The following is a 14,427-nucleotide window of genomic DNA, read 5'->3' as shown; positions in this document are numbered from 1 at the left end:
CACTTCGCCGAGCGTGCAGACTTCCTTGACGCCCGGTGCACCGCCGCGAACCGACCGGCCGAGTGCTTCCACGGGACACCGACGGCAGAGGAGAATGCCGAGACGCGTGGCTTCGACCGTGGCGGGGGTGGAGCACATGGAGGGGGAGACGGCAGTGGAGAAGACCGGCAGGACGGCCTCGGTGGTCGTTTCCACGGACAGCGTCAGCGGACCCGAAGGATTCGGCTGGTGGGGGGACATGGTCGGCCGGGCGGTGATGCCGGTGTCGTTGGCCAGCGAACACTCCGACCACTTCAAGGGCAGGGCGACGACGCTGGAGCTCGTGCACACCGAGATCTCGGCCTTCTCCTTCTCGCCGATGTCGGCTCGGCGGACACCGGAACACATCCGAAGAGCCGACGCGGAGAACTACTACCTCTTCCTCGTCCAGGGCAGCCCCATCGGGCTGGAGCAGAGCCGCAACAACACCCTCCTCCAAGCAGGGGACATGGCTCTCTTCGGCACCTCCCAACCCCTTGCCTGCGAGTTCCAGGACCATGGCCGCTCCTCGCGTGTGACCATGCTGCGGCTGCCCCGAACCGCCGTGCCGTTGCCCAGTCGTACAACGGACCGCCTGGTGGCCACGCCGCTGCCCGCACGCACCGGCTCGGGCGCACTGCTCACCGCCTACCTGGCGGGTCTGCGCGAGCACGCCGCGCACTGCAATCCGACGGAGCTGCGACGCCTGGGTGCCATGGCGCTCGAACTCGCGGTCACCTTTCTCGCCGCCCACACCGACAGTGCTCCGGCCTTCCCGGCCGAAAGCCGCCAACGGGTGCTGCTCGCCCGTATCAACGCCTTCATCGATCACAACCTGTCCGAGCCGGACCTCACCCCGGCGACGATAGCCGCGCACCACCACATCTCGGTACGACTCCTGCACGCCCTCTTCCAGGAGGAGCCCGAAACGGTCGGCGCCACGATCCGTCGGCGCAGGCTCGAACGCAGCAGGACCGATCTCGGCGATCCGCGCCTGCGGCACCGGACGATCGGTGACATCGCCGGCCGATGGGGTTTCCGCAACCCCGCCACCTTCAGCCGCACCTTCCGGGAGGCCTACGGCGTCTCCCCGAGCGAAGTGCGCACCGCACCGCACGACAAGGACGACTGCGCTCCTCGCTGAGGACCGGACCGTCAACCTTCGGCACAGTGGAGCGGCAGCGACTCGCTGCCCGAGACGAGCCGAGAGGCGACATGCAGGGGACGGAACTGGCGAGAGCCGCACTCGGACAGCTGGCGGGGCCGAAGGACGAGGACAGTGAGGAACGAGCCGGGTTACGCCGGTTGGTGGCCCGGCAGCTCGCCGGCAGTGAGCTGGGGACCCTTGCGCTGGCCCGGCTCGAGAGCAGCCCCGGCGAAGACTCGGAGTCCGTGGCACGCATGGTCCTGGCGCAAGCCGTGGACACGGACGCCGCGTTCGCGTCGCAGCTGAGGGACGCGCTGGTACGGGCGTTGGGCGCCCGGGCACTCGGCGCCGCCACCTCCGCGCCACCCCGGCCGAGCGTTGCTCCGACTCCACCACGGGGACTCCCGCCGGCCGTCACCCGGCCGGCGGCTCAGCAGTACCCGGCTCTGCCTGGATACGTGCCCCTGTTCGTACCGCAGCCGGATCTTCGGGAGTCCGCCCGACGGCCCTCCGTGTGGTGGGTCAGCTGGCTCGGACTGCCTCAGAGCATTCTGCTGCTCTACGTGGTGTTGTTGGTCCCGGGGTTCGCGGGCGAGGAGTATGTGTGGCCGACTCTCAGTATGTTCTCGGCCGCGGTCGGTGTCGTGCTCGCCGTCGTCGGCCTGGCGCGCAGGCCCGTGCAGGGCATGCCGATGACGGGGCTGACGGTGGGGCTCCTGCTCGATGCTGTGGTCACCGTCTTCTGGCTCATGGTCCTCACCGGTCGCCTCGACATCGATGATGTGGTGAACGGGATCATCTGAGAGGTTCCATGCGAACATCTGTTCTTGCGCTCGACGTGAACAGCGGACCGTCGAGTACGAGGCGCTCTTCACCGAGGCGGAGACGCCCGAGGATCTGGTGGACGTCCTGGTGGACCTCGTCCAGGGAGGACCGTCCCGGCGCCGCAGCGCGGTCCTCGGCTTCGAACTGCGGCTGGCGGCGCTGCGAGACCGCGGCCTGCGCGCACCGACGCAGGGGTGGACCAGGGCGAGCCGCGTCGTGCCGGCCCCCGCCCACGAGGAGCCGGGCCTGCTGGCCGACGACATCACCGAGTTCTTCCGCGACCTCCGCCCGCCCCTGCCGCGGGCGCGATCCACTGATGTGGGCGAAGCGTCCCGGGGTGTTATTGAATGAAGTGAGTGCGGCCGGGAATCTCGGGGCTCTGCCGCACGGGTTCGGGTACGGCCCCGGCGCCGTGCCGGGGTTGGCGAGCGAGCTGAGGGAGCCGCATGGACTCCACACCCTCCCCGTCGTCCTCGTCGCCGTTCGACCTGGTCAGCAGCGCCTTGGGGCAGTACATCCCGCGGGGCGGGGCGGCGGCGGCAGCCGGCGACCCGACGGACGGGCGTCAGGAGCAGATCCTCGGGGCGGTCAACCTGGACCGGGAGCTGAGGATCACCCGCTCCAATCTCGATGCCCCCGCCTTCGCGGAGCTGGACGTCACGACCGGGAGCCCGTTCGTCGATCTTCTGCCGCAGGGGGACGTACCGACGGTCCTGCGGCGGCTGCGGCAGGTCCTGGAGACCGGTGAGGCGCACGTCGCCCGGGTCCAGCGCCTGCGGCGCGGCGACGGGTCGGAGCTGGTGGTCTCGATGAGCATCCTGCCCGCCGCGGCGCCCCAGGAGGGCCTGATCGTCTCCGTGATCGCCATGGCCAGGAGGCTGCACCTGTACGCCGCCGAGACCGCGATCGGCACTTCGCTGGACATCGGCGAGACCGCGCAGTCGCTGGCGGAGTCCCTGCTGGCCTGGGGAGAGGTGGCGGCCATCGACCTCGACTTCGCCGTGTGGACGGGCGAGGGCGTCACGGAGCGGGCGCAGGGCCGCAGCCGGCTGCGGCGGGCGGCCCTGGTGCCGGAGCGGGCGTGGCCCGAGGGCTACGTGACCCTGGGCGACGACCTGCCCAGCGACGCGAGCCGCCTGCTGTCCCAGGCGATACGGCGTGCCGACGCCCCGCAGTCCATCGTCATCCCCGACCGGGAGGCGATCGAGCGGGTGCTCGGGAGCCCGCGGCTGGTACGCGCCCTGGTGCCCGGGGACCGGTCGGCGGGCGTGGCGTGCATACCGCTCGTCCTGGAGGGCGATCCACCCGTCGTACTGGGGGTCGCGGAGGTCTGGCGGCGGGCGGACCGCCCCTTCGCCGACAGCGAGCTGCTCGACCTTCAGGAACTGGTCGCCAGGACCTCCCACCACGTGGACCTGGCCCGTCAGCATCAGCGCGAGCACACGCAGGTGCTGGCGTTGCAGCGCCGGCTGCTTCCCCGGTCCGGCGGCGGCACCGTCCAGACGGCCAGCGTCTACCAGCCCGCCACCCCCGACAGCGCGGGCGTCGGCGGCGACTGGGTGAACAGCTTCCCGCTGCCGGACGGCCGCACCGCGCTCGTGGTCGGTGATGTCGTGGGGCACGGCCTGGGAGCCGCGGCGACCATGGGCCAGCTGAGCATGGAGGCCCGCGCGCTGCTGTCCGCGGGGCTGGCGCCCGACGAGGTGCTGGAGCACCTGGACGAGACCGTGACGCTGCTGGACGATGCGGAGTCCGGGCTGGCGGCGGGCTACAGCGCCCTCGGGTCGACCTGCTGCATCGCCGTCTACGACCCGGTCACCCACCGCGTGGCCCTGTCCAGCGCGGGCCACCTCCCGCCGATCCTGATGTCCCCGGACGGACGCGCCGGGCCCCTCGCGGTCCGACCGCACCCCGGCCTGGGCGCCGAGTTCGCGCTGCGGGAACCGTTCGAGGTGCACACGTTCGTCGCACCACCGGGCTCGCTGCTCGCCCTCTACACCGACGGCCTGGTCGAGGACCCTGCCGTGCCGATCGACGAGGGCATCGGCAGGCTGGCCGACGTCGTGTCCACGGTGCACCCCTGGGACACCCTGCAGCAGGCCGCACGGCGGGTGGTCTCCGCGCTGGTGCCGACGGGCCAGCGCGACGACGTGACCCTGCTGCTCGCGCGCATGATCGGCTACCGCAAGGGGGACACCGCGACCTGGCGGCTGCCCGCCCGCGACGACGCGGCGGCCCGCGCCCGCGCGCTCGTCTCCGCGCTGCTGCGGCAGTGGAGCACCCGGGACGCCACCCGTGAAAAGGTGCTGCTCCTGGTCAGCGAGCTGGTCACCAACGCGGTCCGCTTCGCGGGCGGACCCATCACGGTGCGGCTGATCAGGAGCGGTCACGGCCTGCTCTGCGAGGTGGGCGACACCGGCAACGGCAGGCCGCGGCTGGGCCGGGGCGGGCTCCTCGACGACGGCGGCCGGGGCCTGCACGTCGTACACCGGCTCACCGCCCGGTGGGGAGTGCGCTGGACGGACACCGGCAAGGTGGTCTGGGCGGAGGTCGCGAGGTGACGCGGCCGCCGCGCCGTCCCACGCGGACGGCGCGGCGGGACCGGCGGCCGCGGCGAGAGCCCGCGCTACAGCCACTCCCCTTCCAGGGCGGTGGCCGTGAGGCCCGGCGCCGCCGCGTACAGGACGGCCCGGCTTCCCGCCCGCTGCCCGGCGTCGTGCGCCCTGCGCAGGATGTCGAACACGGCGGCGCCGCCGCGGTTGCCGCTGGTGTAGCTCTCCCGGCTGTACTCCAGCAGCCCCGACGGCCACTCCTCGGGCATCGTCTGCTCCATGTACTCCAGCACCCGGGTCCCGCCGGGGTGCGCGAGCAGTACGTCGGGGTGCCACGCGTCGGGGTCGTCCTCGAAGCGGACGCGGAGCCATTCCCACATCGCGGTGACCGTCTCCTGCACGGCGCGCGGCCCGCGCCGGTCCATCACGAAGTGGGTGCCGTCCGCCCGCGTCTCCAGGCGGTGCAGGTCCTGGGTGCCGGGCAGGGTGTGGTGCCAGGCGGAGTCCAGCCGCAGCACCGACTCGGCCCGCGGCCGGCCCGTGACCACCGCGGCGACCGCGGTGTCCGCGAACAGCAGCCGCACGATCAAGGACTCCAGGGTGTCGTCCCCGGGCTGGTAGGTCGTACTGAGCGCCTCGGAGATCACGACCAGCACCACCCGGTCGGGGTCGGCCGCCACGAGGTCCGCCGCCAGCGCCAGGGAGCGGGTCCCGGCCACACAGGCCCACTGCGCGGCCGGCAGCAGCATCGCGTCGCCGCGCAGCGGAAGCCTGTTGGCCAGGGCGACGTCCAGTCCCGGCAGCGCCGGGGTGGTGGAATTGCTGGTGATGAGGCAGTCGACGTCCGAGGCGTCCAGTCCGGCGATCTGCAGTGCCCCGCGCGCCGCACGCTCCCCGTAGGACTGCACGGCCTCCCAGGCCGGGGCGGTGCGCTCCTGGACGGTCTGCGGCGCGGGTATCGCCTCGAGGGCGGCGATCGCGCGGTCCACGTCCTGCTCGGCGAACCCGTCGCGGACCAGCGCCTCCCGGGCGGGCCCGACGCCGGCGGCCGGCAGGCCGCCTCCGCTGCCGGGCGCGACCGCGGTCTCCAGGGGCAGCATCCACCCGCGGGTCTCGATGCCCGTACTGGCCGCGATGCCGTCGACCCGCGGCGCCCAGGCCGCGTGTGGATGCCGGCCCTGCACTTCCGCCACGATCTCTCGGGTCTTCACGGAGTGCTCACCGTGTATCACGGCAGGCGGGCACAGGTATGCGGCCACGATCGGCACCTTTCTACGGCGGGCGGGGGGAGACGTCACAAGCGCTGTGGCATGGCTCACTTCAGCACTTCGCGACCAAATCGATGCCGGCACGCGCTACTTCGGACGTCGGCTCTCGTTTCGAGCATGGACGCGAAAGGGGCATTTCCGCTGTGACCCAGGCAACTTGGGCAGACCTGGGATGCGTGAGACGGCGCACACCGCCGCAGGACTACCCGAGCGCGAGCATCGCCTCGGCGACCTGACCGGCCGCTGTCGATGGAATCGCGCCGGCGGCCTCCTCGAGGACCAGCAGTCGCGCCCCGGGGATCTCGCGCGCGATCGCCATGCCGTTGCCGACGGGGAAGAACATGTCGCGGCGACCGTGGACGACCAGCGTGGGCAGTCCGATCCCCGGCAGTCGCTCGCGCCAGCGGGGCGCGCAGTCGAGCCGGGAGAACACCAGGCCCAGCTGGTTGGCCATCTGGACCTCGGGCGCGGTGGCGGGCGTGCGGTCCCAGACGCGGGCGGCGACCGAGCGCGCGGCGACTGGGTCGTTGCCGAGGACCTCCGCCCCGGCGGCCGCGAACCCGGCCACCGCCTCGCGGTCGCTCCAGTCGGGCATCGGACGCGCGAACAGCCGGTTCATCGTCGCCCGGTCGTGGTCGGGGAGGTCGTCGTCCGGCGGGCCGGGGGCGACCGCGCGGGTGCCGGCCAGGGTGAGCGCGGAGAACGCGTCGGGATGGTCGAGCGCGGCCACCTGGGCGACCATCCCGCCGACGCCGATCCCCGCGAGGTGTGCGGGAGAACCGCCGAGCGTGCCGGCCAGGGCCGCCGCGTCGGCGGCGAGGTCGCGCAGGGTGTAGGCGAGCGCCTGCGGGTCCGCCGTCGTCGACTCGCCGCTGTCGCGCAGGTCGTAGCGCACCACGCGCCGCCCGCCGGCGGCGAGGCGCTCGCAGAGCGCGTCGGGCCAGGAGAGCATGGTCGTCCCGCCCGCGAGCAGGACGAGGGGCGCGTCGTCGTCGCCGAAGGACTCGATGCCCAGGGCGACCCCGTTGGCGTTGACCGTGGTCATCGGGCCACCGTATCCGGCGGCGTCCGCCATGTCGCCGTTCGGCGGGCGCCGACATCCGGTGAACCGGCGCCGTTTCACCACCCGGCCTGTTCCTCCACCGGGTCGGTCCCCCCCACCGGGTCGGTCCCCCCCCACCGGGCCTGTTCCGCCCACCGGGCCTGTTCCGCCCACCGGGCCTGTTCCGCCCACCGGGCCTGTTCCGCCCACCGGGCCTGTTCCGCCCACCGGGCCTGTTCCGCCCACCGGGCCTGTTCCGCCCACCGGGCCTGTTCCGCCCACCGGGCCTGTTCCGCCCACCGGGCCTGTTCCGCCCACCGGGCCTGTTCCGCCCACCGGGCCTGTTCCGCCCACCGGGCCTGTTCTGCGCACCGAGCCTGTTCTGCGCACCGAGCCTGTTCCCCCGGCCGGCCCTGTTCCAGCCGCCGGCCCCGTTCTACCTCTCGGGCGGGTGGAGCGTGGTGATCCCGGCGAGGACGAGAGTGATCCCGGCGAGGAACTGCTCGCGGTCGTCATGGCCGCGCACCTGGTCCGCGACGGCGCGGGTGAACGGGTAGTCGTCGGGGTCGAGCCCCTCCCAAGCCGTCGCCGCGGTGTCCAGGAACTCGTCGCGGTCCACGTCGGGACCGAGGGTGTCGGCGCCCGCGGTGTTCGCGGCGTTCTGGCCGGCGGCTCCGAGGATGTAGTGCATCAGTGCCGAGGACGCCGTGAACCAGCTGTCCTCGGGCACGCCGAGCGCGCGGACCTGCCGGCCGAGGCTTTCGAAGATCCGCGGCGCCACCGACCCCCAGGGGGTGCGGGAAAGCTGCGTCGCGAGCTGCGTGGCCAGCCACGGGTGTGTCTCGGTCGCGTCGAACAGGCCGAGCGCGACGGCGCGGATGGCGTCCCGCGGGGAGTCGGTGGAGCCGGTGGGCTCGACGGTCACGGCGGCGGTGACGACGGCGTCCGTGGCGGCGGTGAGGAGTTCGGCCTTGCCCGTGATGTGCCAGTAGATCGCTCCGGGGCCGGTCGCGAGACGCTCGGCCAGCGCGCGGAAGGTGAGGCCGCGCTCTCCCACCGTGTCGAGGAGTTCGACGGCGGCGCCGACGATGCGCTCCCGTGAGAGGGGTTCCTGCCGCCGTTCCGGACGGCGCGACCTGGGTGTCATGCCTCCAGCCTAGACCTTCTGGAACGTCGTTCCAGCTTGACAAGCGATGGAACGCCGTTCCACTCTGGACGTGCTGGAACGGTGTTCCAGTCCTGCCCCGCCGGGTTTCTCCGGCGGTCCGCGATCAGAAGGGAAGTGCCATGACCACGCACGTCACGATCGTCGGGGCCGGACTCGGCGGCCTCACGCTCGCCCGTGTCCTGCACGTCCACGGAATCCCGGCCACCGTCTACGAGGCCGAGTCCTCCCCGTCGGCACGCGCCCAGGGCGGCATGCTGGACATCCACGACCACAACGGCCAACCGGCCCTCCGCGCCGCCGGTCTGACCGAGGAGTTCCGCGGCCTCGTCCTGGAGGGCCGCCAGGCCTCACGGGCCCTCGCCCCGGACGGGACGGTCCTGTTCGAGGAGGGCGACGACGGCACGGGCGGGCGCCCCGAGGTGATGCGCGGCGAACTGCGGCGGACGCTGCTCGACTCACTCCCGGCCGGCACCGTCCGCTGGGGCCACAAGGTCCGTGCCGTCCGTGCCCTCGGCGGGGGCCGTCACGAGGTGGCCTTCGCCGACGGCGGCACCGTCGTCACGAGCCTGCTGGTCGGCGCGGACGGCGCGTGGTCGCGGGTCCGGCCGCTGCTCTCCGACGCCACACCCGAGTACGTGGGCATGTCGTTCGTCGAGACCTACCTGTACGACGCCGACACCCGGCACCCGGCCACCGCGAAGGCGGTCGGCGCCGGTGCGATGTTCGCGCTCGCGCCGGGCAAGGCGATCCAGGCCCACCGGGAGAGCGGCGGGACGCTCCACGCCTACGTGGCGCTGCGCAAGCCGCGGGAATGGTTCGCCGGCATCGACCTCGCCGGACCGGCGGCCACCGCTCGCCTGGTGGGGGAGTTCGACGGCTGGGCGCCGGAGCTGACCGCGCTGATCACCGACGCCGGGACCGCGCCGGTCCTGCGCCCCCTGCACACCCTCCCCGCCGCGCACCGGTGGGAGCGCGTGCCGGGCGTGACCCTGCTCGGCGACGCCGCCCACCTCATGCCCCCGTCCGGCGAGGGTGCCAACCTGGCCATGTACGACGGCGCCGAACTCGGCACGGCCCTCGCCGCGCACCCGGGTGACCCGGAGGCCGCGCTCACCGCGTACGAGCGGGACCTGTTCCCCCGCAGCGCCGCGGAGGCCGCCGACGCCCTACAGCTCCACGCGCTGATGTTCGGCGACGACGCGCCCCACGGCCTGATCGACATGTTCACCAGGTCCCAGTAGCCCCGCCAACCCCGCCCGGCCGCCCGTCAGTCCAGGCGGCCCACCCGGAACGTGGTCGTGTACGCGCGCTCCTCGCCGGGAGCCAGGAACGTCATGGAACCGTCCTCCCGGGCCGTGCTCTCGCCCTGGACACGGTGCGTGGACGGCTCGAAGCCCACCGCGTAGGCACCCTCGCGCAGGTGCAACCACTGGAAGAAGGACGGGAACTGGGCCGTGTCGAACTCCAACTCGAAGTAGACGCCGAGCCGTTCGTTGACCAGCCGGGGCCGGACCAGCCCGTTCGCGTCCGGTTCCAGTTCGTGCTCGTAGACCTGCTCGACGAACCCCGGCAACGGACCCGGCATCTCCGTGTGGGAGACACCCTGCTCGTCGACGCTGTCGCTCCGCCACGTCGTCCGGTGCGGCGGCAACTCGTAGCGCGCGCCCTCGTCCAGGAAGGGCCAGCCGACGTTGACGTGGTACAGGTACATGTGCGGCGTCGGGTCGAAACCCGCGTTGCGCACCCGGTCGATCAGCCGGATCTCCGTACCGCCGAGGTCGGCCTCGACGCGGCGGGTGAGCCGCAGGTGCTCGCCGAAGATCGCGGCCTGCCGCACCTCGCCCTCGGCCCACAGCACGCAGCCGCCGTCGTCCTGCCACCGCTCTCCGTACCCGGTGAGCCGGGCCGGAAGGTTGGCGACCCGCCCGTGCAGGGCGTGGACGGCCGTGCGCCGCGGGGGATAGCGGTACTGCGAGGCGTCCACCTCGGCGCCGAAGAGCGTGTGGTCGAGACCGGCGGTGAGGAGCAGTCCCGAGAAGCTGCGCATCATCGACAGGCCGTCGTCGTCGCGGTACTCGTGCAGACCGGGATGCCGGAACCCGGTCGCCGAGCGCCAGCCGAAGCCGCGCCCCTCGAACTCGGCGCCGCCCAGGTCCATGGCCCGGTCCACGAGGACGTCGAAGCAGAGCCCGGCGCCGGTACGGAACTCCAGGGTGCGGATGCCGCGTTCGGAGCCGTCGTCCAGGACGACGGAACGCACGCCGCCGGCCGCGCTCAGATCGCCCGCGTGCCGGGCCAGGGACTGCCGGTCGTGGGAACGTCCGTACAGCTTCACGCCATCACCCACCCTCCGTTGACCTCGACGCACTGGCCGGTGACGAAGGACGCGTCGGGGCCGGCCAGGAAGGAGACCACCGAGGCCAGTTCCTCGGGGCGCCCGCGCCGCTTCAGGGCCTGGTGGTCGAGCACGTGCCGCCGGTATCCCCCCGGGTCCTCGTGGATCTCCTCGGCCGCGGTGGGAAAGGCGCCGGGGGAGACGCAGTTGACGCGGATCTCCGCGGGACCCAGCTCGCGGGCGAGGGCGCGGGTGAGCGCCACCGCCGCTCCCTTGGTCGAGACGTAGGCGGCCAGTGAGTCCCAGCCGCCGTGCATGGTGATCGACGCGACGTTGACGATCGCCCCGCCGCCCGTGGCGGTCAGGTGCCGTGCGGCGGCCTGGGCGGCGACCCAGTAGGCGCGCTGGTTGACCGCCACCACCTCCTCGTACTCGGCCAGCGGCACGTCGAGGAAGGGACGGCTCGGGTACACGGCGGCGTTGTTCACCAGGACGCGCAGCGCGCCCAGTTCGGCCACCGTCCGCTCGACCGCCTCCTCGATCGCCGCCGCGTCGCGCAGATCGGCGGTGAGCGCCAGCACGCGGGCGCCGGCCTTCTCCACCTGCGCGGCGGTCTGCTCCAGGGACTCCGCGTCACGGTCGAGTACGGCCACATCGTGCCCGTCGGCGGCCAGGCGGGCGGCCGTGGCCCGGCCGAGGGCGCCGCCGGCGCCGGTCACGAGTGCGACTTGCGGTTGTTTCATCGGTGGATCCCATCTTCCCGGTGCCGACCGGGCGCCGAGGGCACGGTTTGGGGCGTTGACACGGCGAGCGCTGCCCGCCTAGCGTGCATGTTAGCGCTACCGATAGCGCTAACAACAGGGTGTGGACGACGAACGCGGCAATGGCGCACGCGACTCCCGCACCCCCGTCGGCCGCGACTCCCGCACCCCTGTCGGCCCATGTCGGTGCCGCCCCTGAAGGAGCCCCCATGACCACGCGCGACAAGCCCGGCGTACTCGCCGGGTACCGGGTCCTCGACTGTTCCATCGCCATGGCCGGCCCGTTCGCCGCGCAGCGCCTCGGCGACCTCGGCGCGGACGTCGTCAAGGTCGAACCGGTCACCGGGGAGTGGCAGCGCCACGCCGCGGCGGGCGGGGCGGGCGGCAACCGGATCAACGTCTCCTTCCTCTCCCTGAACCGCAACAAGCGCTCCCTCGCCGTCGACCTCAAGGACCCGGCGGGCAAGGAGATCCTGCGCCGTCTCGTCGCCGACGCCGACGTCTTCCTCCAGAACTACCGCCCCGGCGTCGCCGACCGCCTCGGCGTCGACCACGCATCCCTGGCCGCCATCAACCCCTCCCTCGTCTACGTCTCCATCTCCGGCTACGGCGAGGACGGCCCCTACGCCCAGCGCCCCGGCCAGGACCTGCTGCTCCAGGCGATGTCCGGGGCCATGCTCTCCACCGGCCGGGCGGGCGAGGCGCCGCGGGCCGCCGGCCAGTACCTCGTGGACGCCGTCACCGCGTCCACGGCCTTCGAGGGCGTCCTCGCCGCGCTGCTGCACCGCGAACGCACCGGCGAGGGCCAGCTGGTGACGGTGAACATGCTCGACGCCGTCACCACCCTCCAGATGCAGGAACTGTCGGTCCACACCGTCGGCGGGCTGCCGCAGACCCGCTCCGCCGAACCACACGCGCACGTCTACATCCGCTCGCCCTACGGCGCCTTCCAGACCGCCGACGGCTACCTCGTCCTCGCCTTCCCGCCCCTGAAGAGGCTCGGCGAGATCCTCGGCGAGGACAGCTTCTTGTCCATGCGGGACGAGGAGCACGGCTGGACCCGCCGCGACGAGATCTTCGCCCGCACCGCCGCCCGGCTGCTGACGCGGTCCTCGCGGCACTGGCTCGACGCCTTCGAAGCCGCCGGCATCTGGGCCGGCCCGGTCTACGGCTACGAGGACCTGGTCCAGGACCCCCAGATCCGCCACAACGGCACCTTCGTCACCTACGACCACCCCACCGAGGGCCGCGTGACGACGCCCGGTTTCCCCTACAGGTTCTCCGCGACCCCGCCCCGCGTCGACCGCGGCGCCCCGCTCACCGGCCAGCACACCCGCGAGATCCTGGCCGAAGCGGGCCTGGACGACGGGGAGATCGAGGAACTGCTCGCCTCCGGCGCCGTGGCGGAGACCTCATGACGTACGCCGGACTGACCTGGGACCACCCCCGCGGCCACGACGCCCTCGCCGCGTCGGCGGGCGGCCTCGTGCACTGGGACGTACAACCGCTGGAGGGCTTCGAGTCCCACCCGGTCGACGAGCTGTGCGCCCGCTACGACCTCGTCGTCCTCGACCACCCCCACCTCGGCGAGGCCGTCAGGGCGGGCTGCCTGCGGCCGCTGGACGACCTGTTCCCCCAGGAGGAACTGGCCCGTTGGGGCGCCGGGGCCATCGGCCCGACCATGCGTTCGTACGCGCTCGACGGCCGGCAGTGGGCACTGCCGCTGGACGCCGCCACCCAGGTCGCCGCCACCCGGACCGACCTCGGCGGCGAGGCGCCCACCACCTGGGACGAGGTCCACCGGCTCGCCCGACGGGCCCCGGTGGCGCTCTCGCTGGCCGGGCCGCACGCCTTCCTCACCTTCGCCTCGATCGCCCTCGCCATGGGGGAGGAGCCGGCCACCGACCCGGACCGGCTGATCAGCCGCGAGACGGGACTCGCGGTCCTCGACCTGATGGCCGCCCTCGACGCGCTCGCCCCGCCCGAGACCCGCACGCTCAACCCGATCGGGCTGCTGGAGCTGATGGCCGGCACCGACCGCCTGGCGCACTGCCCGCTGGTCTACGGCTACGTCACCTACGCCGACCGCCTGACGTTCACCGACGCCCCCACCGTCACACCGGGCGGACGCCCCGGCTCCACGCTCGGCGGCACCGGACTGGCCCTCAGCACCCGCTGCGCCCCGTCCACCGAACTCCTCGACCACGTGCGCTGGCTGATGTCTCCCGAGGCCCAGCGGGACTTCCTGCCGCGGCACAACGGCCAGCCCAGCGCGCGCGCCGCCTGGACCGACCCCGACACCGTCGCCGCCGACTTCTACCGGCGGACCGCCGCCACCTGCGAGCAGGCCTGGGTCCGGCCCCGGCACGCCGGCTACATCGGCTTCCAGACCGCCGCGTCGGCCGCCGTACGGGCCGCGCTCGCCGGCGGGAGCGACCACCGCGAAACACTCGACCGGATGGGCACGCTCTACCGGACGAGCCGGACACCCGAGGAACGACGCGCATGACCGACACCCGCCCCGTCCCGCCCCGCCTCGACACCGAGCACGTGCTGCTCGACGTGAGCGGCCGGGTGGCCACCGTGACCCTGAACCGGCCCGAGAAGCTCAACGCCGTCACCCCCGAGATGGCCCGCGCCCTGGTGCGGGCCGTCGAATGGTGCGACACCACCGACGACGTCCGTGCCGTGGTCGTCACCGGCGCCGGCGAGCGCTCCTTCAGCGTCGGCTCGGACATCACCGAACTCGACCGCTACGCCACACCGTGGGACTTCCGCAACCGCGTCGACTACTGCGACGCCATCCGCGCCGCCCGCACCCCCACCATCGCCGCGGTCGGCGGCTACGCGCTGGGCGGCGGGCTGGAGACCGCCCTGTCCTGCGACATCCGCCTCGCCGCGGACACCGCGTCCTTCGGCGCACCGGAGATCACCCTCGGCTGGATCGGGGGCGGCGGCATGGCCGCTTTCCTCAACCGCGCGGCCGGTCCCAGCAACGCCGCTCTGATGCTGCTCACCGGCGAACGGGTCGACGCCGCGAGGGCGTTGGACTGGCACCTGGTGAGCGAGGTGGTGCCCCGCGCCGAACTGCCCGCCCGGGCCCACGCCCTCGCGGCCCTGATCGCCTCCCGGGCACCCGTGGCCGCCGAGACCGCGAAGATCAACCTGCGGGCGGCCGGCAACCTGCCCGAGGACCAGGCGCTCGCCTACGAACGCGACCTGCAGACCATCTGCTTCGCCACCGAGGACGCCGCGGAGGGCCGTCGGGCCTTCGCCGAGAAGCGCACCCCCGTCTTCCGCAAGCGCTGAGA

The 14,427-nt window shown here is 73.2% G+C and carries 13 protein-coding genes; 8 read left to right on the top strand and 5 right to left on the bottom strand.

The window, feature by feature from the left end:
• Nucleotides 1-106: 106 nt before the first annotated feature.
• The 4 genes from ACGH7X_RS04025 (at nt 107) to ACGH7X_RS04010 (ending at nt 4,551) form a co-directional block, all read left to right on the top strand.
• Entirely contained in the window at nt 107-1,162 is a 1,056-nt protein-coding gene (locus ACGH7X_RS04025; protein ID WP_399881667.1) for a helix-turn-helix domain-containing protein, read from the top strand.
• Between the two features lie 71 nt (nt 1,163-1,233).
• A complete protein-coding gene (locus ACGH7X_RS04020; RefSeq protein WP_399881665.1) occupies nt 1,234-1,968 on the top strand; it encodes a hypothetical protein in 735 nt (244 codons plus the stop codon).
• 97 nt (nt 1,969-2,065) lie between these two features.
• Nucleotides 2,066-2,341 carry a hypothetical protein gene (locus tag ACGH7X_RS04015; RefSeq protein ID WP_399881663.1) on the top strand — a complete coding sequence of 92 codons (276 nt, stop codon included), beginning with the start codon at nt 2,066-2,068 and terminating at the stop codon, nt 2,339-2,341.
• 95 nt (nt 2,342-2,436) lie between these two features.
• Nucleotides 2,437-4,551 (top strand): SpoIIE family protein phosphatase, encoded by a 2,115-nt coding sequence (locus ACGH7X_RS04010; protein WP_399881661.1) that lies wholly within the window; start codon nt 2,437-2,439, stop codon nt 4,549-4,551.
• Between the two features lie 65 nt (nt 4,552-4,616).
• Here the strand turns inward: ACGH7X_RS04010 and ACGH7X_RS04005 are convergent, their stop codons facing one another.
• The 3 genes from ACGH7X_RS04005 to ACGH7X_RS03995 all read right to left on the bottom strand — a co-directional run bounded on the left by ACGH7X_RS04005 (nt 4,617) and on the right by ACGH7X_RS03995 (nt 7,999).
• Nucleotides 4,617-5,801 (bottom strand): type III polyketide synthase, encoded by a 1,185-nt coding sequence (locus tag ACGH7X_RS04005; protein WP_399881659.1) that lies wholly within the window; start codon nt 5,799-5,801, stop codon nt 4,617-4,619.
• Nucleotides 5,802-6,012: 211 nt separating this feature from the next.
• Entirely contained in the window at nt 6,013-6,855 is an 843-nt protein-coding gene (locus tag ACGH7X_RS04000) for an alpha/beta fold hydrolase (RefSeq protein WP_399881657.1), read from the bottom strand.
• A gap of 433 nt (nt 6,856-7,288) precedes the next feature.
• The gene (locus tag ACGH7X_RS03995; RefSeq protein WP_399881656.1) at nt 7,289-7,999 is read right to left on the bottom strand and encodes a TetR/AcrR family transcriptional regulator; all 711 of its coding nucleotides are present in this window, start codon (nt 7,997-7,999) and stop codon (nt 7,289-7,291) included.
• A gap of 140 nt (nt 8,000-8,139) precedes the next feature.
• Here ACGH7X_RS03995 and ACGH7X_RS03990 point away from each other — a divergent pair, with 140 nt between their 5' ends.
• Nucleotides 8,140-9,261 (top strand): FAD-dependent oxidoreductase, encoded by a 1,122-nt coding sequence (locus ACGH7X_RS03990; protein ID WP_399881654.1) that lies wholly within the window; start codon nt 8,140-8,142, stop codon nt 9,259-9,261.
• A gap of 26 nt (nt 9,262-9,287) precedes the next feature.
• Here ACGH7X_RS03990 and ACGH7X_RS03985 read toward each other — a convergent pair whose 3' ends face one another.
• Both ACGH7X_RS03985 and ACGH7X_RS03980 read right to left on the bottom strand, forming a co-directional pair.
• Nucleotides 9,288-10,355, bottom strand: a complete 1,068-nt coding sequence (locus tag ACGH7X_RS03985) for an aldose 1-epimerase family protein (protein ID WP_399881652.1) — start codon at nt 10,353-10,355, stop codon at nt 9,288-9,290.
• The gene (locus ACGH7X_RS03980) at nt 10,352-11,098 is read right to left on the bottom strand and encodes an SDR family NAD(P)-dependent oxidoreductase (RefSeq protein ID WP_399881650.1); all 747 of its coding nucleotides are present in this window, start codon (nt 11,096-11,098) and stop codon (nt 10,352-10,354) included. Before ACGH7X_RS03980 ends, ACGH7X_RS03985 begins: the two co-directional genes overlap by 4 nt.
• 227 nt (nt 11,099-11,325) lie before the next feature.
• Here ACGH7X_RS03980 and ACGH7X_RS03975 point away from each other — a divergent pair, with 227 nt between their 5' ends.
• The 3 genes from ACGH7X_RS03975 to ACGH7X_RS03965 are packed head-to-tail and all read left to right on the top strand — an operon-like array spanning nt 11,326 to nt 14,425.
• Entirely contained in the window at nt 11,326-12,534 is a 1,209-nt protein-coding gene (locus ACGH7X_RS03975) for a CaiB/BaiF CoA transferase family protein (protein WP_399881648.1), read from the top strand.
• Nucleotides 12,531-13,625, top strand: coding sequence for an ABC transporter substrate-binding protein (locus tag ACGH7X_RS03970; RefSeq protein WP_399881646.1), 1,095 nt, complete (start codon nt 12,531-12,533; stop codon nt 13,623-13,625). The genes ACGH7X_RS03975 and ACGH7X_RS03970 overlap by 4 nt, the downstream gene beginning before the upstream one ends.
• A complete protein-coding gene (locus tag ACGH7X_RS03965) occupies nt 13,622-14,425 on the top strand; it encodes an enoyl-CoA hydratase/isomerase family protein (RefSeq protein WP_399881644.1) in 804 nt (267 codons plus the stop codon). The genes ACGH7X_RS03970 and ACGH7X_RS03965 overlap by 4 nt, the downstream gene beginning before the upstream one ends.
• Nucleotides 14,426-14,427 lie beyond the last annotated feature (2 nt).

Origin of the sequence: Streptomyces sp. BBFR51 (assembly GCF_044591655.1) — a bacterium.
Classification (GTDB): domain Bacteria; phylum Actinomycetota; class Actinomycetes; order Streptomycetales; family Streptomycetaceae; genus Streptomyces.
The sequence above is the reverse complement of the archived record's forward strand: the minus strand, read 5'-3'. Positions and strand labels throughout refer to the sequence as shown.